Below are 18353 nucleotides of genomic sequence, written 5' to 3' on the forward strand. Positions count from 1 at the left end.
CACCTTGCCCGAAATTTGTTCGATACCGTAACTGTCAAGGTCGTTGCTATGCCAGCGACCGCTCCGGAGTTAGCCATGAAAATCTGGATCGATGCCGACGCCTGTCCGAGGGTGATCAAGGAAATGGTTTACCGCGCTTCGCAGCGCCTGAAGGTGCCGGTCTGCCTGGTCGCCAACAGCGACCTGTCCCGGGCCCACACCTCCTTGATCACCTCGGTGCGCGTAGCCTCCGGCTTCGACGTCGCGGACGACTATATCGCCGAGCACGCCAGCGCCAGCGACCTGGTCATCACCGCGGACATACCGCTGGCGGCACGCGTGGTCGAAAAGGGGGGCGTGGCGCTCGACCCGCGCGGCGAACTCTACACCGAGGAGAACGTCGGGGAGCGGCTCTCCATGCGTAACCTGATGCAGGACCTGCGCAACGACGGGCTCCTGGTGGGCGGCCCCGCCCAGTTCGGCCTCGCCGACCGGCAGCGTTTCGCTTCGGCGCTGGACCGGCTGCTGACCCGCATGGTGCGCGGCGACCGTCCCTGACACGTGCACATCACGGGAGCTGGCTGGCAGTCTCGGCCCCCGGCACGCGCAGACCACCCCCACCACAATTCCCTCTCCCTCGGCAGAGGGGCAGGGTGAGGAGGGCTCTGATATCATCTCTGTATCTGCCATTCCTTCACACTCAAAGTCATCCCTCCTTGCTGAATCAGAATTCCTCTCACTGTGATAAAATATTTTGTAACTCTGCCTCAGATCGTGTTAATGTCGGCGCGAAAATGACAGAACCTCAATAATATTTGAGACAGTGCGACACCTATGACTGCACACTACCAACAAAGGTCTCCCGAGGAACAGGAACTCGAGCGAAAGCGCGGCGAGCTCGCCTCGCTGCGTGCGCGGCACGCCGAGGCCGCGGCGGTGCTGCACCAGCTGCGCGAGGAGATAGCGGGCTTCGAGAAAAGCTACCAGCAGACGCTTGGGCGCCGCATGGCCGAGTTGGAGCGGTTGGAGGAGGAGATCGAGCGCCTTACCGGCGGTCAGGTCGAGCCTGAGCAGGATGGCGCGGACGAGCGGTCCCGCCCGCGTGACGAGGACGATGCCAGCGATGGCCAGAGCTACCATAGCGGCACCTCCTTCCGTGGGGCTGGGCAGGCGCGGGGGCGGGTCTGGAAGTCTGATCCCGGCGACATAAAGTCCCTTTACCGCGAGGTAGCCAAGGCCATCCATCCCGATCTGGCCGGGGAGGGCGCCGGTTCGCTGCGCCACGAGCTGATGCTGAAGGCGAACAAGGCTTACGCAGAGGAGGACCATCGCACCCTGCGCGAGATCCTGAGGAGCTGGCGGCGGCACTTCCCGGATCAGGCCGTGCAGAGCGACCTGAGGGCCGAACTGGCACGGCTCAAAAAGCAGATAGCGGTCGAGGTCGAGGCGATCCGGGAGATCAACGAGCAGATCGAGCAGTTGCGGGGAAGCTACGTGCACCGTTTCAAGCTGCGGGTAGATGAGAGTGCTGCGGCCGGCAGCGATCTCTTCGCGGACCTCGTGGCCGCGGCGGAGATCAACATCGCACGGGCCCAGCGGCGCCTGGCTGCCCTGCAGGGGGAGAAGGGCAGGGTGCGCGCCCAAGGGGCGACCAAGCGTAGCCGCGTGGTCACGTTCCCGAGCGATCTGCCCTGCGGTTCGCTGTACCTGCGCGAACTCAACTCCGTCAGTTTCAACGCCTGGAAGAAGGCGGGGCCCGCCATCGGCCCGGTGCAGGTCTACCTGGACCAGGCCCTGCGCCTGGATGTGAAAGAGGGGGCGAGCCGCAAGCTGAAGTTCTTGCAGGGGCTTGGTCCCGAGGATCTGCAGGCGCTCTTTCTGTACGACGTCCGCGACGCCGACCTCGACAGCATCGTTCACCTCTGCGGTCTGGAGGAGCTCTATCTCTGCGGTCCGGAGTTGACCGACGCGGCGCTGCTCGGCATCTCGACCCTGGCCAACCTGAAGAGGATCTACCTGTACCAGACGCGGATCTCCGATCGCGGCCTGGTGTACCTGCAGGGGATGCAGGGGTTGCAGGGGCTCACCAGCAGCGGCAACAGCATCACCGACGAGGGGCTCGCCGTGTTCCAGCAGGCCATTCCGGGGGTGAAGACGGTGAGCTTCACGTGGAGACGATGAGGTAGGGGGGGCGCTAAGCGATTTAAATTTAACGGAATACGGAAAGCCCGGGGAGAAGATCTTCCCGGGCTTTTCATGTTTGTTGCCGACACCTCAGTAGAAAGTCTGTCAGGTCTGGTGGGGCAAATGATTATTCGCCCAGCCGCCCGTGCCTGGTCGTCGTCACTGGCGTGGGGGACGGAGGTGCGATTAAGGGGGGCGAATGATTATTCGCCCCTACGGTTCGCATGAGCAGGCACCGGACTGTAGGGGCAAATAATTATTTGCCCAGCGCCCGTGCCCGGTCGTCGTCAATGCCGTGAGGGACGGAGGTGCGATTAAGGGGGGCGAATGATTATTCGCCCCTACGGGTCGCAACAGAAGCTGCCTTAGGCGTTGAGAAACCGCGCCATGTCCGCGATGAGGTCGTCCGGATCCTCGAGCCCCACCGAGAGACGCACAAGGGTGTCCTTGATGCCGCGCGCCTCGCGCTCGGCCGGTGGCATTGCCGCGTGCGACATCTTGGCGGGATAGGAGAGGATGCTCTCGACGCCCCCAAGGCTTACGGCGAAGGCGGCCAGCTTCACCCCTTCCAGCAGGCGCTTGGTTGTGTCGTAACTGGCGAGCTCGAAGGAGAGCACGCCTCCCGGGCCGCTGGCTTGGCGGTTGTGGATCTCGTAGCCGGGGTGGTCGGAAAGGCCGGGATAGTACACCCGCCGCACCTCTTTCTGCTCGCAGAGCCATGCCACGATTTTCCGGGCACTTGCCTGGTGTTCCTCCATGCGCACCTTGAGGGTTTTCAGCCCGCGCAGCACCAGCCAACAGTCCTGCGGACCGAGCACGGCACCGAAGGCGTTCTGGATGAAGCGCAGCCTTTGCCCAAGCTCCGGGTCGCGCGCGACGGCAAAACCGCAGATGACGTCGGAGTGGCCGTTCAGGAACTTGGTGCCGCTGTGGACCACGATGTCGCAGCCAAGCTCCAGCGGCCGCTGCAGGTACGGGGTCATGAAGGTGTTGTCCACGATGGTGAGGATGCCGTTCTCCCTGGCGAGCGCGACCGCGGCGTGGAGATCGGTGATCTTGATCAGCGGGTTGGACGGTGTCTCCAGGTAGAGCGCCTTGGTCTCGGGACGGATGGCGGCGGCGATGGCTGCCTTGTCGGTCGCGTCGACGAAGCTCGCTTGCAGCCCCCATCCCTTGAACAGCGTGGTGAGGAGCCGGAAGGTGCCGCCGTAGACGTCTTCGCACACCACCAGGTGATCGCCGGGCTTGAACAGGAGCAGGGTCGATGCGGTCGCCGCGATGCCCGAGGCGAAGGCGAGCCCGACCGCCCCCTTCTCAAGCCCCGCTACCGCCTCCTCCAGCGCCTCCCGGGTCGGGTTGCCGGAACGGGCGTAGTCGTAGCGCCCGAAGTGGTCGATGGAGCGCTGCGCGAAGGTCGATGAGAGGTAGATGGGATGGCTGACGGAGCCGTGCTCGGCGTCGATCGGGTCCAGGCCGTGGATCAGTTCGGTGGCGAATTTCATGCGTCTTCTCCTTCAAATGCCTGCGCCAGGTCGGCGATCAGGTCGTCTTTGTCCTCGATTCCTACCGACAGGCGCAACAGCAGGTTGTTGATGCCGAGCCGCTGCAGCTTCTCGGGCTCGATGTCGGCGTGGGTCTGAACCTGGGGGAACGTGATCAGGCTCTCGACGCCGCCCAGGCTCTCTGCGAACGAGATGAGCTGCGTCTTCAAAAGGAGCTGGTTCACCAGCGCCGGTTCGGTCACCTCGAAGGCGATCATGGCCCCGAAGCCTCCGCACTGGCTCTTCATCAGTTCGTGTCCGGGGTGGTCCGGGAGCCCGGGGTAGTAGACCCGCCCGACCTTGGGATGTCGCTGCAGCCACTGCGCCAGCGCCTGCGCGTTCTCCTGCTGGCGGTCCATGCGGACGCTCAGCGTCTTGATGCCACGCACGGTGAGCCAGGAATCCTGCGGCCCGAGCACCGCGCCGGCTCCGTTTTGGTGGAAATACACCTTTTCGGCGAGGACCGGGTCCTTCACCGCCACGACGCCGCAGACCACGTCGTTATGCCCCGCAAGGTACTTGCTCCCCGAGTAGATGGTGATGTCCGCTCCCAGGTCAAGGCAGCGCAGCAGGTACGGGGTGAGGAAGGTGTTGTCGACGATGCAGAGCAGGTCGTTGGCCTTGCATAACTCCGCCAGTCGCCCCACGTCGGCGACCTTGAGGAGCGGGTTGGTGAGCGACTCCACGAAGAGCGCCCGGGTGTTGGGTCTGATCGCCTGGCGCACCAGCTCCACGTCGCTGGTGTCGACGTAGCTGAAGCTCAGGCCGAACTGCTGGAACAGTTTCTCGAACAGCCGGTAGCTCCCGCCGTAGAGGTCCTCGGTGACGATCAGGTGGTCACCCTGCTGAAACAGGAACATGAGGCTCGTGATGGCGGCCATCCCGGAGGCGTACGCGAAGCCGCGGCTGGCGCCTTCGAGTCTGGCGACTCCCTCCTCGAGGGCCTGCCGGGTCGGATTGCCGGAGCGGCTGTAATCGTATCCCGTGCTCTGCCCGAGGCCGGGATGGCGGAAGGTGGCGGTCTGGTAAATGGGGACGGTGACCGCGCCGGTGCGGCTCTCGCGCTCAAGGCCTATCTGTGCTGCGGTTGTTGCGATGTTCATCGTAGCCTCCAAATGAAAAAGTCCCCCTCCGGGGTCGGAAGGGGACTGTCTCTATGGCTCGGTCCGCACTTCCTTATCTTTCGGAACGTTTCCGCCCCGCAGGATTTGGCACCTTCCCCACGTGGGGAGGTTGCCGCGACGTCACAGGGCCAGTCCCTCGATCGCTCTAGATAAGTAATGCTATTCGGTTGTAAAGGGTGCTGCTTTAACCAGCGTCTTAACTAATACTGAGATGCTGCAGTTTTGTCAACCGCAAATCTCTACTTATTGACTAATGTAAAAGTTATTTTCGGCAAATCTTTTCCCCACCGTGCCGCTGGTGTTGGCCGGCACGCCGGGTGCCGCTCCCGGGCGGGTGAGGTGTTGTGAAGGTAAACGGAGGCTTTGTTCTATATCTGAAGGAGTGGTGACAACCACATTGTCTTTCATAGCGGAAGGGAGTCGAACATTCTATCGATTCCTGTTTTCGCCTTACTGACTTCCGCCAAACACATTCCCTGTCATTGACTCGCCTCTGTGACTTTACCTGATGTCCAAATAAAGTTTGTTTTGACGGTTTGACAATGCAACGAAACCTGCCACTATATTGGCAAGCAGATAATGATCAATGGAGGGATAATCAATGGCAACTTTGGTAGAGATTGCGGCTCAGATCGTAGCGTCACATGCGTCTAGCACTCCGATGACTTCTGATCAGCTTATATTCGAAATCAGCAAAGTGCACAGCGCCCTCAAAAACCTGGAAGCTGGTGAGCCGGTCGAGGGTGTAGAGGAACCGAAGGCTTCCATGACCGTGAAAGAAGCGTTCAAGAAAGGTGAAGTTATCTGCATGCTGTGCGGCAAGGGAGGCTTCAAGACGCTGGCCCGTCATCTGAATACCGCGCACGGGATGAAGCCGGGCGAGTACAAGAAGCAATTCGGCATCCCGGGCAAGCAGCCGCTGGCGGCCAAGAACTACTCCGAGGCGCGCAGGAAGATGGCCCTCGATCGCGGGCTTGCCGACAATCTTGCCAAGGCGCGCGGGGTGCGCATGGCCAATATCGAGGCGAAGAAGTCGGTCCCCGCCAAGGCGGCCAAACCAGCCAAGGCAGCGAAGCCTGCCAAGCCGGCCAAGGCCCCCAAGGTTGCCAAGGAAACCGCCAAGGCCAAGGTGGCCTGATTCCCTCCTTTATATTGAAAAAAGCCGCTCCTTCGGGAGCGGCTTTTTTTTTGTTTTGCCGGGATCCGATGACATGAGCCGTTTATCCCGGCCATGAGAGTCTGTAACGCCACTATGCGCCGCACTGTACCAGCGTGCCCCCTTTGTGGAAGTTCATCGAAGAAATCCGGCAGCGTGGAGTATGTTCTCCACCAAGCGCAGCTGGTGGCCTAGAGTTCCCTCCTTTGCTAAGGGGGGACAGGGGGATTTGCCTCCTTCGCAAAGGGGAGGACGCGGGTTCCCGTGCTGCGCTTCGTGAACAGCAGATACGCGGCTTCGGAACCATTGGCGGAACCATTGGCGGAACCATTGGCGGAACCATTGGCGGAACCATTGGCGGAACAATAGGGCAGGGGGGGCTGGGGGGATTTGCTCTTTTTGCATTGGTTTTTACCTTCGGCATCGGTTAAACTCGCGTGCCGATCGCTGTTGCTTGGAGTCGCGCGATTGATTGCTCAGTCCCATTGCATGGTTGCCAAAGGGATGCCCGCGTGTGACAATGCTTTCCTGGGGAAGATGATGCGGACGAAGTAGTATCAGTAGGTGGTGCCGCCCGGTCTTTCTTTTCGTCTTTGAAGCTGCAACTGACATGCGCCGCCTACGGGAGTCAGATATGCGGACACTGGTAGATCTTTTCCATAGTTTCTCGGCTTGGGGCGACAAGACGGCCCTGGTGAACCGGACCGGCGTGCGCCGCTTCGCGGTCTCCTACCGGGAGTTGTCCGAACTCTCCCTGAGAATGGCGGCCCTGCTGGCGCGCCAGGGGGTCGAACCTGGCGACCGCGTTCTTTTGTGGGGGCCGAACTCGTCCTGGTGGGGTGTCGCCTACTGGGGCATCATCATGCGCGGCGCCATCGCCGTCCCGGTCGACTTCATGTCCGACCGCGGCCGCGCCGAATCGATCCTGAAGCTGACCCAGGCCAAGGTGGTGCTGCAGAGCCGCTTCAAGCCCGAACGGCTCGCCGTCGCCAATTCCCTGCTGCTCGAGGACTTGAAGTACCTTTTGGAGGACGTCGCGCCTTACCCGGACGTGGTGCATCCCGAACCGGACGACATCGCGCAGCTCATCTATACCTCGGGGACTACCGGCAACCCGAAGGGGGTGATACTCACCCACAGGAACCTGGTGGCCAACATCCTGCAGATCAACCAGCAGGTACCCATCATCACCCCCGAGTTCTCCTTTCTCTCGCTGCTGCCGCTGTCGCACATGTTCGAGCAGATGGGTGGCTTCTTCACCCCCCTGTACCGCGGCGCCGCTGTCATCTATCCGCGCACGCTGAAGCCTTCGGCGATCATGGAGGCGCTGGGCGAGGAGGACGTCTACGTCATCATGTCGGTACCGCGCCTGATGCAGCTTCTGAAGACCACCATAGAGCGCGAACTGGCCGAGAAGCATCTCTCCGGCGCCTTCGCGTCGCTGGCCAAATTCGGGGCAGGACTCTCCAAATCGGGGAGGAAGAAGCTCTTCTTCCCGGTGCAGAAGAAGTTCGGCGCCCACTTCACCGTTTTCGTCTCGGGCGGCGCGCCGCTCGACCCCGACGTGTTCCGGTTCTGGGACAGCATGGGCTTTACGGTGCTGGAGGGGTACGGGCTTTCCGAGTGCGCGCCCGTGCTCTGCGTCAACACCATCGACCGGCAGGTGGCGGGTTCGGTCGGCCCGCCGCTTCCCGGTGTCGAGCTGAGGCTCGACGGCAAGGAGGTGGTGGTCAGGGGGGATAACGTCTTCCCCGGCTACTACCAGAACGAGGAGGCCACCCGCGCCGCCTTCACCGGGGACGGCTGGTTCAAGACCGGCGACCTGGGCGAGATCGCGCCGGACGGCTGGCTCACCATCAAGGGGCGCGAGAAGGAATTGATCGTCACCGGCGGCGGGGTCAACGTCTACCCCGACGAGCTGGAGGCGGTCCTGAACAAGGTCCCGGGCGTGAAGGAATCCTGCGTCATCGGCCTCGACCGCGGCGCGGGGGAGGAGGTGCATGCGGTCCTTCTGCTGGACGACAGCGGCGCCAAGCCGGACGAGATCCTGGCGAAGGCCAACGCCCAGTTGGACACCATGCACCAGATCACCGGCTACACCATCTGGCGCGAGCCCGAGTTCCCCAAGACCACCACGCTCAAGATCAAGAAGTTCCAGGTCAAGGAGCAGGTGAAACAGGGCGCCGCCGCCGGGGGCGCCGGTGCGAGCCAGGACCACCTGGTGAACCTGCTGGCCAAGGTGACCGGTGCCGATCCTGCTGAAATCAAAGAGGAGTCCCTCCTGGTTGCCGATCTGGGCTTAACCTCCATCGGGCGGCTGGAACTGGTCAACTACCTGGAGCAGGAATTCCGGCTCGACATCGAGGACTCCCAGATCGGTCCGCAGACGCGGGTCGCCGAGGTGCGCCGCATCATCGCCCGGCGCGAGAAGGGTCACCGTCGCGGCCACTACCGTTTCTGGACCAACTCCGCGCCGGTGCGCGCGCTGCGCATGCTCGGGGACGCGCTCGTGAACTACCCGCTATACCGCCTCTTCGTCAAGCTCGAGGTGCGCGGGCGCGAGAACGTCAAGCATCTCGAAGGGCCGGTGATCTTCATCGCCAACCACCTGGGGTACTTCGACCAGCCCTCGCTGATGTTCGCGCTCCCCAGGGAGGTCCGCTACCGCACCGCGACCGCCGCCTGGGAGGAGTTCTTCTTCGGCGACTACCACGGCCTGGAACGCCTCTGGCGCCTGGCAGCCTACCAGTACGGGACCCTGTTCCTGAACCTGTTCCCGCTGCCGCAGACCGCCGGCTTCTCCACGGCGGTGAAGTACATGGGCAAACTCACCGACCGGGGACTGAACACGTTGATCTTCCCCGAGGGGGGGCACTCGCACGACGGCAGGATGCAGGACTTCCAGCTCGGCCTGGGCATCATCGCCAAGGAACTGGAGATCCCCATCGTGCCGGTGAAGATCGTCGGGACCGACAAGATCCTCCCCCCGAAAAAGACCGTGATCCCCAACCGGGGCACGGTGACGGTCCGCTTCGGGAAACCGCTGCGCTTCCGGTTCGAAGAGCCGGCAGAGATCGTGGCCCGGGCGCAGGCCGCGGTGGCTGAACTTCAATGATGATTGTGATGAAGGAGTGTGTCGGATGAAGGAACCCATTTCCCTGGCTTACCGCCGTTATGCCCTGGGGCTGCTCCTGGCGGTAAATCTCTTGAACTACATCGACCGGCAGGTGCTCTTCGCCGTCTTCCCGCTGATCAAGGCGGACCTCTCCATAACGGACACTGAGCTCGGCCTGCTCGGGAGCGCCTTCATGGTGAGCTACATGGTGATCGCTCCCGTCTTCGGCTGGCTGGGGGACCGCTGGAACCGGGTCAAGCTCGCCTCGACCGGCGTGGTTATCTGGAGCTTCGCCACCATCCTGGCCGGTTTCGCGCCCGGCTACCGGACCCTGCTCGCGGCCCGCGCCACCGTCGGGGTGGGGGAGGCGAGTTTCGGAACGGTCTCGCCGGGTCTCATCGCCGACTTCTTCGAGAAGGAGAAGCGGGGCAGCGTCCTCTCCTGGTTCTACGTCGCGATTCCCGTCGGGAGCGCCCTCGGTTACCTGTTGGGGGGCGTCCTCGGCCAGCGTTTCGGCTGGCACTCGGCCTTCCTGATGGTCGGCCTGCCGGGGCTCCTGATCGCCGTGCCGCTCTGGTTCTTGCGCACGCCGCAGCGCTCGATTGCAGAAAACGAACCGGCGGTTGGGGAGGGGGGCTCCGGCTACCTGCAACTTTTCTATAACCGCTCCTTCGTCACCAACACCCTCGCCATGGCCGCCATGACCTTCGCCATCGGCGGGCTGGCCCAGTGGATTCCGACCTTCCTGTTCCGCACCCATTCCCTCAACGTGGAGAAGGCCAACCTGATGTTCGGGGCGGTCACCGTGGTGGCCGGTATCCTCGGCACGTTGGTGGGTGGCGTCCTCGGCGACCGCTGGCAGAAGAAGAGCAGCAAGGGGTACCTGCTGGTGTCGGGCTGGGGCTTTTTCATCGGCGCCCCCTTCGCCGCCTGGGCCATCATGGCCGGCGACGTCCCCTCCTGCATGGCGGCGATCTTCATGGCGGAGTTCTTCCTCTTTCTCAACACCGGACCGCTTAACACCGTCATCATCAACGTGACCAACCCCGGCATGCGCGCCATGGCCTTCGCCGTCAACATCTTCTTCATCCACGCGCTGGGGGATGCCGTCTCCCCGTCCATCCTGGGATGGTTCTCGGACCAGTGGGGCCTGAGGAACGCGCTGTTATCCACCCCGCTGGTGATGGCGCTCGCCGGCGTCTTCTGTTTCGTCTGCGGCCGCTTCGTGGCCCACGACATGGCGCAGGCCGAGCCCTAGCCCTGGCTCCGAACTCTCGAACTCCTTACATTCCACCCGAGGTTTACCGTGACCCACAACATCCGTCTTCGTTCACTGCTGCCTGTTACGCTGCTGATCTGCTTCGTCGCTCTGTCGGGCTGTGCCGCCGTCAAAAAGCCTCTCACCGGCCTGGTCCCCGGGCGCGGCGTCACCACCGTGCAGTCCTCGGTGAGCCTGTCCGCCTCGTCGGGCGAGCGCAGCAGCGCGGGGCGGGGCTACCTGGTCTACCAGGCGCCCGACCTGTACCATCTGCTCATCCTCTCCCCGTTCGGGCAGACCGTGCTGGAGGCCTTCGGCGAGAGCGACCGCTTCACCTGCGTCATCCCCTCGCGGCAGGTCGCCTTTACGGGGGTGCTGTCGGAACTGCCGGAGCAAAGCGCACTGAAGAGCCTGCAGCTTTTCCGCTGGGTGATGGCGCCGTCCCCCCTGCCGCTTCCCGGGCCGCTGAAACAGAAGGTGGATATCGAAGGAACCGCCTATTACTACGACGAGATCGGCATGCTGGAGCGCAAGGTCGCCGCCTCGGGTGACCAGGTGAGCTACCGGGGATACCAAAGCGTGGATGGCGTTCCCTTTCCGGAGACCATCGAGATTCGCAGCGCCGCCGGGGGCGAGGTCCGCATCGTCTTCGACGAACCGCAGCTGAACGCGCCCGTCGAGCCGTCGGCGCTGAAACCGGAACTCTCCGGCATGTCGGTCTACCCGCTCTCCGAATTCAAGGCCATGTGACGTCGCAAGTTGACCGCGGCGACTTCTTTGCCATAATTAGCCCCTGGTTGTGTTTTTGGCGGCGGTTCGATCAGAAGGAATTGTTGTTGCCACTGCTGCAGTTGCTGAGCCGTTCAAAACAAAACTTTTAATTATATCCGCGTCTTGCTATCCTTACTCTCAGGACCGGCGAGGAGCGCGGCAAGAACGGTCAGCAGCAGAAGTTGGTTCAGCTCACCGGCAACAAATCCTTTAGGAGTCGACGCCATGAGACACGCACGTTCAATGCTATTTGTAATCGCTCTATTGTCACTCAGTGCCTGCACCATCTTCGAGGCCAAACAGCAGCCCCAGGTCCAGCCGGCAGCGGTAAAAGAACTCTCCGTTCCGATCGGCAAAAATTGGAAGGTCGTCGAGGAACCGCCCGCCCTGGGCAATGAACGGCGCGAGCGGCTCCCCTTCCAGACCGAACAGTCGGTCCAACCCGAAGGGGTCCAGCGCCCGAGCGCCGCTCCCGAGGAGAAGGAACGCAAGATCGAAACCACCCGTTAGCTTCGTCTCCCTTACCTGTCAGGCGGGCGCCTCCCGGTGCCCGCCTACATCAGGGACCGATTCCGGTCCGGCCATGGCACTTCCCGAAGCACCCCGGTAACCCGGCAACGCCCATACCATCCTCGAGGGGAGCCCGATGGACAGAAGACTCTATCTCAGCCTGCTTGCGGCCTTGGTCACGGCCGCCGCCGTCGTCCTGATGGTGATCCTGGCCGCCCCGGTCCTCAAGCCGCTGGCCTGGGGGCTCATCATCGGCGTGGCCACCATGCCCCACTACAACCGCGTGCTGCGCCGCTACCCGGAACACCCGGACCGCTCCGCCGGCATCATGGTGTTCGCCGTTGCCGTCTGCTTCTTTCTTCCCGTGGCCGCGCTGGTGGTCACCGCCGCGGTGAACGCGCCCGATTGGTACAAGCAGGTGGTGCAACTGCTCCAGACCGTGGCCAAGACCGGCACGACCAGCTTCGGCCACTTCCCCATGGTGCAGAAGATCATGTCGCTGGTGGACCGGTTCAACATCGATCTGGCCGGCTTGGGCGGCAAGATCGCCTCCACCAGTTCCACGGTGATACTGGGGCTTGCCGCCGACCTCGCGCGCAACATGTTCAGCTTCCTCGGCACGCTGGCCATCGCCCTCTTCATCCTTTATTTCATCTACCGCGACGGCGAACGCGTCGTCTCCGCCTTCATCGGCAGGCTCGCGCCCGACCCGCGCAAGGCCCAGCACTTTGCCTCCCAGGTCCGGTCCATCACCACCGCGGTTACGGTGGGGACGGTGCTTACCTGCGCCACCCAGGGTGTGCTTGCCGGGCTTGGCTACTGGGTCGCCGGGGTGCCGGCGCCAGTTTTCTGCGGGGCGCTTACCGCCATCGCCGCACTGGTCCCGGTTGTTGGCACCGGGGTGGTCTGGGTGCCGCTCGTGGCCGTCCTCGCCCTCAACGGCTCCTACCTCGCCGCCGGGCTCCTGGCCGCGTGGTGCATCATCTTCGTAGGGATTGCCGACAACGCCATCCGCCCCCTGGCCATCGGCGCCTCCAGCGACATCTCCACCCTCGCGGTGGTGCTCGGCGCCATCTGCGGCGTGGTCAGCATGGGGCTTCTTGGGCTCATCGTAGGACCCGTCATCTTCGCCGTCCTGTTCTCCCTCTGGGACGATGCCGTCGCCGATGCCGATGCGTCGGACGAGGCCGAAATTCCCTGACGCCCCTTGTCTTGGGCCGGGCTTGAGACGCCGGCCGAGGAGGTTTTGTCGTATGGTAGCTAGCAAGCTGATTACCCGGGCCTGCCTTTGCGTGGCCCTTTTGCTGATCGTCGTTCTCTGTCATGGTCTCGCCCGCGCCGCGGACGCCGAGCCGACCGGGGAACATGCTCTCCTCGCGAAGTACGCCGCCATCAAGGCGAAGCTCGACAAGAACCAGTTCGGCGCCCCCATCTACCTCGAGTCCACCGAGGGCTCGGATTCGGTGCGGGTCGACATGTACGGCGTGTTCCACCACCCCTTCGAGACGGTGCGCGAGGCGCTGCAGTCCCCCGCCGGTTGGTGCGAGATCACCCCCCTGCACCTGAACATCAAGGCCTGCGTCTACAAGACCACCAAGCAGCAGACGCAGCTCACCCTCTACAGCGGGCGCAAGTACTTCCAGCCCCCGTCCGACGCCTACCCGCTCAAGCTCGCCTTCCGGGTCGCGGCGAACCGCCCCGATTATCTGGAGCTCGCCCTCGTGGGCGACGAGGGGCCCTTCGGCACCCGCGATCACCGCATCGGCGTGCAGGCGGCCCCCCTTGAAGGGCAGGGGACCTTCCTGCACTTCAGCTACACCTACAGCCACGGCACCATGGCGCGCATGGCCATCAAGACCTACTTCGCCACGCTGGGGCGGGACAAGGTCGGCTTCACCATGGTCGGTGAGGATGGCAAACAGACCTACATCGACGGGGTGCGCGGCGCGGTGGAACGCAACACCATGCGCTACTACCTGGCCCTGCAGACCTACCTCGACACCCTGAAGACTCCCGAGGGGCAGCGTTTCGAACAGCGCCTGAACCGCTGGTACGACCTGACCGCGAAGTACCCCCGCCAGTTGAAGGAGATCGACAAGGCGGCCTACCTGAGCAACAAGAAACTCGAGCGGGCCCAGCAGGAGGCCCTGCAGGCGAAGCAGGGGAACTGACCGGGGCGCCCGGCGCGCAAGCAAAAGGACATGCGATGGCGGCACCGATTGTCGAACTGAAGGGGATCGGCAAGAGCTTTCACGAGGGGGACCGGGAGCGGGTCGTGTTCCGGGACGCCTCGCTCTCCATAGATCCCGGTTCCTGGGTGTTCCTGTTCGGGCGCAGCGGTTCCGGGAAATCCACCCTGTTGAACCTCGTGAGCGGCATCGACCTTCCCGACCAGGGGGAGGTGAGGGTGGACGGGGCCGACCTGTCCCGCCTGTCCGAGCGCGAGCGCACCCTGTTTCGCCGCAACCACATCGGCTTCGTCTTCCAGTTCTACAACCTCATCCCCACCTTGACCGTCGAGGAGAACGTCCTGCTCCCCCTGGAACTGGCCGGAACCTTGAACCCGGCGGGGCGCCAGCGCGCCGCCGAGCTTCTCGACGCGGTTGGCCTCGCCGACCGGGGGCGCGCCTTCCCCGACCGGCTCTCCGGCGGCGAGCAGCAGCGGGTCGCCGTGGCCCGCGCCCTGGTGCACGCCCCCAAGCTGGTCCTGGCCGACGAGCCGACCGGCAACCTCGACGCGCAGACCGGGCGCCAGGTGCTCGACCTGTTCCAGCGCCTGCTCCGCCCGGCCGGGACCACGCTGGTGCTGGTGACCCACAGCGGCGAAGTCGCCTCCCTCGCCGACCGGGTGCTGAGCATCAAGGACGGCGTCCTCGTCAACGCGGCCGGCGTCTCGGGAGCGGGGACATGATCCTGTGGCGCGCCGGGATGCGCAACGTGCTGCGCCACCCCTGGCTCACCGTGCTGGCGGTTCTGGGCGTCGCGCTCGGGGTCGCCGTGGTCACCGCCGTTGACCATGCCAACGAGGCGGCGCAGCGCGCCTTCCGCCTTGCCGCCGAGACCGTCGCCGGGCGCGCCACGCACCAGGTGGTCGGCGGCCCCACCGGCCTCTCCGAGGATCTCTACCGCAGGGTCCGCGTGGAACTGCACTTGCGCGGTGCCGCCCCCGTGGTCTCGGGCCACCTGCAGCTTTCCGGCCGCACCTTCCAACTGATCGGCATCGATCCCTTTGCCGAACCTCCCCTGAGAAGTTTTTCCTCGCGCTTCGCCGATCGCGGCGTTGTCACCGAGCTTTTGACCCGTCCCGGTTCCGTCCTGATGCTCCAGGAGAGTGCCGATGAGCTTCGCCTCAAGCGCGGCGCCACCTTCGCGGCCGACAGCGCGGGTGTCGGGCGGCGGTTGGTGCTGGCGGGATTCCTGGAGCCCCCGGACCAGGTGAGCCGGGTGGCGCTCGCCTCGGTGCTCGTCTGCGACATCGCGACGGCACAGGAGCTTCTCGGTTTCGTCGGGCGGCTGTCGCGTATCGACCTGATCTTGCCGGAAGGGGAGGAGGGGGCGCGCGCGCTCAGGGAGCTCCGGGCCGTCCTTCCTCCCGGCGCGGATATCGTCCCCGCCGGGGCTAAAGCCGGTGCCCTGGACCAGATGACGCGCGCGTTCCGGCTCAACCTGAGGGCCTTAAGCCTGCTCGCCCTCGTGGTCGGCATGTTCCTCATCTACAACACCATGACCTTTTCGGTGGTGCGCAGACGGCGGCTGATCGGCATGCTGCGTGCGCTCGGGGTGAGCCGGCGCGAGGTCTTCGCCATGATCTGCGCCGAGGCGCTGTTGATCGGGATCGCCGGTACCGTCGCCGGGCTGGCGGCGGGTGCGCTGCTCGGTTCGGAGTTGACCCGCCTGGTCACCAGGACCATTAACGACCTCTACTTCGTGATGGAGGTGCGCCGGGTGCCGCTGCTCCCGGCCGCGCTCTGGAAGGGGGCGCTGCTCGGCGTCGCCGCCACCCTAGCCGCGACCCTGCCCGCCGCCCTGGAGGCGACCGGTGCGCCCCCGCGCGCCGTGCTGTCGCGCTCGCAGGTGGAGACGCGCAGCAGGAGACTTCTCCCGCTCGCCTCCTGCTGCGGCGCCCTCCTGATCGCCGCCGGCTGCGGGCTCTTCCTCACCGATCGCGGCGGCATCGCCGGCGGTTTCATCGGTCTCTTCGCCGTCATCGTCGGCTACACGCTGCTGGTCCCGGCGGCCGTGATGCTCCTCTCCGCCCTTCTGCGTCCTTTGCTCGAGCTGCTGCTCGGCTCCCTGGGGAGGATGGCGGCCCGGGGCGTGGTGGTGTCGCTTTCCCGCACCGGGGTGGCGACGGCCGCGCTGGTCGTCGCCGTCTCCGCCGGGATCGGCGTCGGCATCATGGTGGGGGGCTTCCGGCTCACGGTGCAGAACTGGCTCACCAACTGGCTGCAGGCCGACGTCTACGTCACCTCCGCCGATCACGGCGGCGGCCGCTACCGCCCACCGCTCGACCCCGCCCTGGTGCGCCGCCTCTCCGCTCTTCAGGGGGAGGCGCAGGTGACCCTGTCGCGCCGGGTGCGCATCGAGGGTGCCGCCGGAGGGGTCGAGGTATTTTCCGTGCAGGTCCCCGAGCGCACCTTCCTGCGCTACCCCTTCAAGGAGGGGGATCCCGCCCGCGCCTGGAGTAGCTTTCGCGGCGGCGCGGCCGTGCTCGTTTCCGAGCCGTACAGCTACCGGCACCACCTCCATCCCGGCGACAGCGTCATCCTGCGCACGAGCCGCGGCGCGCTGAGCTTCCCCGTCGCCGGGGTCATCTACGACTACGGGTCCGATGCCGGCATCGTCATCATGAGCCGCGCCGGTTATGTCCAGAACTTCGCCGATGAAAGCGTGGACGGTATGTCCTTCACGGCACGACCGGGGCTGCCCGTCGCGCGGCTCCTGGAGTTGGTGCGCGCGAGGGGTGGGGGGGAGCAGGTGACGGTGGTTTCCAACGCGCAGTTGCGGCAGGCGACCTTCGAGGTCTTCGACCGTACCTTCGCCATCACCGGGGTGCTGCGCATGTTGACCATGCTGGTCGCCTTCGTTGGGATCCTGTCGGCGCTCATGGCCATGCAGGTGGAGCGTGCCCGCGAGCTCGCCGTGCTGCGCGCGGTCGGGCTCACCCCTGGGCAGGTCTGGGGGGTGGTCTGCGGGGAGACGGTCCTCATCGGGCTCATCGCCGGGCTGTTGTCGCTCCCCCTGGGGATTGCCGAGGCCCTGGTGCTGATCTACGTCGTCAACCTCCGCTCCTTCGGCTGGACCATGCAGCTCGCCATCGCCCCGTCCCAGCTGGTCGAGGCGCTGGTTCTTTCGGTGTCGGCGGCCTTTCTCGCGGGGATCTATCCCTCGCTCAGGATCGCCCGCACCTCTCCCGCCCTGGCCCTGAAGGAGGAGGATTAGCATGCGCCGATTCCTGGTGGTCACGGCTGCCGTGGCCTGCGTCGCGCTGCTCCTTTGGTACTTCTGGAGCGGCAGGCGACACTCCGACCGCGCGCGCCAGGAAACCTTCAGCGTCGCCCAGGCCCTCGGTGGCGCAGCCGCTCCGGGCTTTTCGCGTGCGGAGAACCCGCGGCATTTCTTCTTTCCCGCCGATCACGGGCCGCACGCCGGTTTTCGCAATGAGTGGTGGTATTTCACCGGCAACCTGCGGACGGCGGATGGTCGCCGCTTCGGCTACCAACTCACCTTCTTCAAGACCCTCCTCACTCCCGTCGCTGTCGCCAGGGAGTCGGCCTGGGCGACCAACCAGGTTTACATGGCCCATTTCGCGGTGACCGACGTGGCCGGGAAGCGGTACCGCTTCGCCGAGCGCTTCAGCAGGGCGGCCCTGGGCCTCGCCGGCGCCGGTGGGGATCCGCTCTCGCTGCGCCTGGAGGATTGGACGGTGCGGCAAAGCTCGCCCCGCCCCTGGGGAGTGCGGTTGACCGCCGCCGAACCGGATTTCGCCGTGGACTTCGACCTGGTGAGCGTGAAACCCGAGATCCTGAATGGGGAAGGGGGGCTCAGTCGCAAGGGAGCGACGCCGGGTAACGCCTCGTACTACTACTCCATCCCGCGCATGGCCACCTCAGGGACTATTCGGATTGGCAAGGAGCGCTTCGCCGTGAGCGGAATTTCGTGGCTGGACCGGGAGTGGAGCACCAGCGCCCTGGAGCAAAACCAGGTCGGCTGGGACTGGTTTGCCCTGCAGTTCGACGATGGCCGCGACCTGATGTTCTACCAGTTGCGTCGGCGCGACGGCGGCAGCGATCCCTTTTCAGGCGGCACCCTGGTTGCCGCGGACGGCCGCAGCAGAAACCTCACGCGTGACGAGGTGCAGTTGGAGGTGGTCAGTTGGTGGCAAAGCCCTGCCAGCGGCGTCCGCTACCCGTCCCTTTGGCGGTTGCGTATCCCATCGCAGGGGCTTTACCTGGAGGTCGTGCCCAGGCTCGCCGGGCAGGAATTGCTTACGGGGTTCCGTTATTGGGAGGGGGCGGTCGCGGTTCGCGGCCTAAACGGTAGCCCCGGCGGGTCGGGATACCTCGAGATGACAGGGTACTCCGCCGCTACGGCGGCGAACCGGGAGCCGCCCGGCAGGTAACGAGGTGGCAAGTGAACCGGCTGGAGGCGATAATGGAAAAAGCACCTGGCGATTCGGCCAAGTGCTTTTCTTGTAGAGCGGTCGGAAAAGGTG

The 18353-nt window shown here is 64.7% G+C and carries 14 protein-coding genes and 1 riboswitch; of the genes, 12 read left to right on the forward strand and 2 right to left on the reverse strand.

The window, feature by feature from the left end; genetic code table 11:
* Positions 1 to 75: 75 nt before the first annotated feature.
* Both KOL99_RS12730 and KOL99_RS12735 read left to right on the forward strand, forming a co-directional pair.
* Complete coding sequence (locus KOL99_RS12730) at positions 76 to 537, forward strand: YaiI/YqxD family protein (RefSeq protein ID WP_216510829.1); 462 nt, start codon at positions 76 to 78, stop codon at positions 535 to 537.
* Positions 538 to 813: 276 nt separating this feature from the next.
* Entirely contained in the window at positions 814 to 2160 is a 1347-nt protein-coding gene (locus KOL99_RS12735) for a molecular chaperone DnaJ (protein ID WP_216510830.1), read from the forward strand.
* 368 nt (positions 2161 to 2528) lie between these two features.
* On the opposite strand, the gene KOL99_RS12740 is transcribed toward KOL99_RS12735, so the two are convergent.
* Both KOL99_RS12740 and KOL99_RS12745 read right to left on the reverse strand, forming a co-directional pair.
* Complete coding sequence (locus tag KOL99_RS12740) at positions 2529 to 3665, reverse strand: trans-sulfuration enzyme family protein (RefSeq protein ID WP_216510831.1); 1137 nt, start codon at positions 3663 to 3665, stop codon at positions 2529 to 2531.
* Positions 3662 to 4807, reverse strand: a complete 1146-nt coding sequence (locus tag KOL99_RS12745; RefSeq protein WP_216510832.1) for a trans-sulfuration enzyme family protein — start codon at positions 4805 to 4807, stop codon at positions 3662 to 3664. The genes KOL99_RS12740 and KOL99_RS12745 overlap by 4 nt, the downstream gene beginning before the upstream one ends.
* 70 nt (positions 4808 to 4877) lie before the next feature.
* Positions 4878 to 4984, reverse strand: a riboswitch (SAM riboswitch).
* Positions 4985 to 5429: 445 nt separating this feature from the next.
* On the opposite strand from KOL99_RS12745, the gene KOL99_RS12750 reads away from it, so the two are divergent.
* From KOL99_RS12750 to KOL99_RS12795, 10 genes are all read left to right on the forward strand, one after another.
* Positions 5430 to 5966, forward strand: coding sequence for a MucR family transcriptional regulator (locus KOL99_RS12750; protein ID WP_216510833.1), 537 nt, complete (start codon positions 5430 to 5432; stop codon positions 5964 to 5966).
* 652 nt (positions 5967 to 6618) lie between these two features.
* On the forward strand, positions 6619 to 9099 hold the full coding sequence (locus KOL99_RS12755; RefSeq protein WP_216510834.1) for an AMP-binding protein: 2481 nt from the start codon (positions 6619 to 6621) through the stop codon (positions 9097 to 9099).
* Positions 9100 to 9124: 25 nt separating this feature from the next.
* Complete coding sequence (locus KOL99_RS12760; RefSeq protein ID WP_216510835.1) at positions 9125 to 10357, forward strand: spinster family MFS transporter; 1233 nt, start codon at positions 9125 to 9127, stop codon at positions 10355 to 10357.
* A gap of 48 nt (positions 10358 to 10405) precedes the next feature.
* Complete coding sequence (locus KOL99_RS12765; RefSeq protein WP_328760259.1) at positions 10406 to 11107, forward strand: lipoprotein insertase outer membrane protein LolB; 702 nt, start codon at positions 10406 to 10408, stop codon at positions 11105 to 11107.
* Positions 11108 to 11353: 246 nt separating this feature from the next.
* Positions 11354 to 11638: a hypothetical protein gene (locus KOL99_RS12770; RefSeq protein ID WP_216510836.1), complete on the forward strand. Its 285-nt coding sequence runs from the start codon at positions 11354 to 11356 to the stop codon at positions 11636 to 11638.
* Positions 11639 to 11774: 136 nt separating this feature from the next.
* Positions 11775 to 12839, forward strand: a complete 1065-nt coding sequence (locus tag KOL99_RS12775; protein ID WP_216510837.1) for an AI-2E family transporter — start codon at positions 11775 to 11777, stop codon at positions 12837 to 12839.
* Between the two features lie 52 nt (positions 12840 to 12891).
* Positions 12892 to 13809: a hypothetical protein gene (locus KOL99_RS12780; RefSeq protein ID WP_216510838.1), complete on the forward strand. Its 918-nt coding sequence runs from the start codon at positions 12892 to 12894 to the stop codon at positions 13807 to 13809.
* Positions 13810 to 13844: 35 nt separating this feature from the next.
* Positions 13845 to 14549, forward strand: coding sequence for an ABC transporter ATP-binding protein (locus tag KOL99_RS12785; protein ID WP_216510839.1), 705 nt, complete (start codon positions 13845 to 13847; stop codon positions 14547 to 14549).
* Positions 14546 to 17080, forward strand: a complete 2535-nt coding sequence (locus tag KOL99_RS12790; protein WP_216510840.1) for an ABC transporter permease — start codon at positions 14546 to 14548, stop codon at positions 17078 to 17080. Before KOL99_RS12785 ends, KOL99_RS12790 begins: the two co-directional genes overlap by 4 nt.
* Before the next feature lies 1 nt (position 17081).
* Complete coding sequence (locus KOL99_RS12795) at positions 17082 to 18260, forward strand: lipocalin-like domain-containing protein (protein ID WP_216510841.1); 1179 nt, start codon at positions 17082 to 17084, stop codon at positions 18258 to 18260.
* The last annotated feature ends 93 nt before the right edge of the window (positions 18261 to 18353 follow it).

The organism is Geomonas azotofigens (assembly GCF_018919395.1).
GTDB lineage: Bacteria > Desulfobacterota > Desulfuromonadia > Geobacterales > Geobacteraceae > Geomonas > Geomonas azotofigens.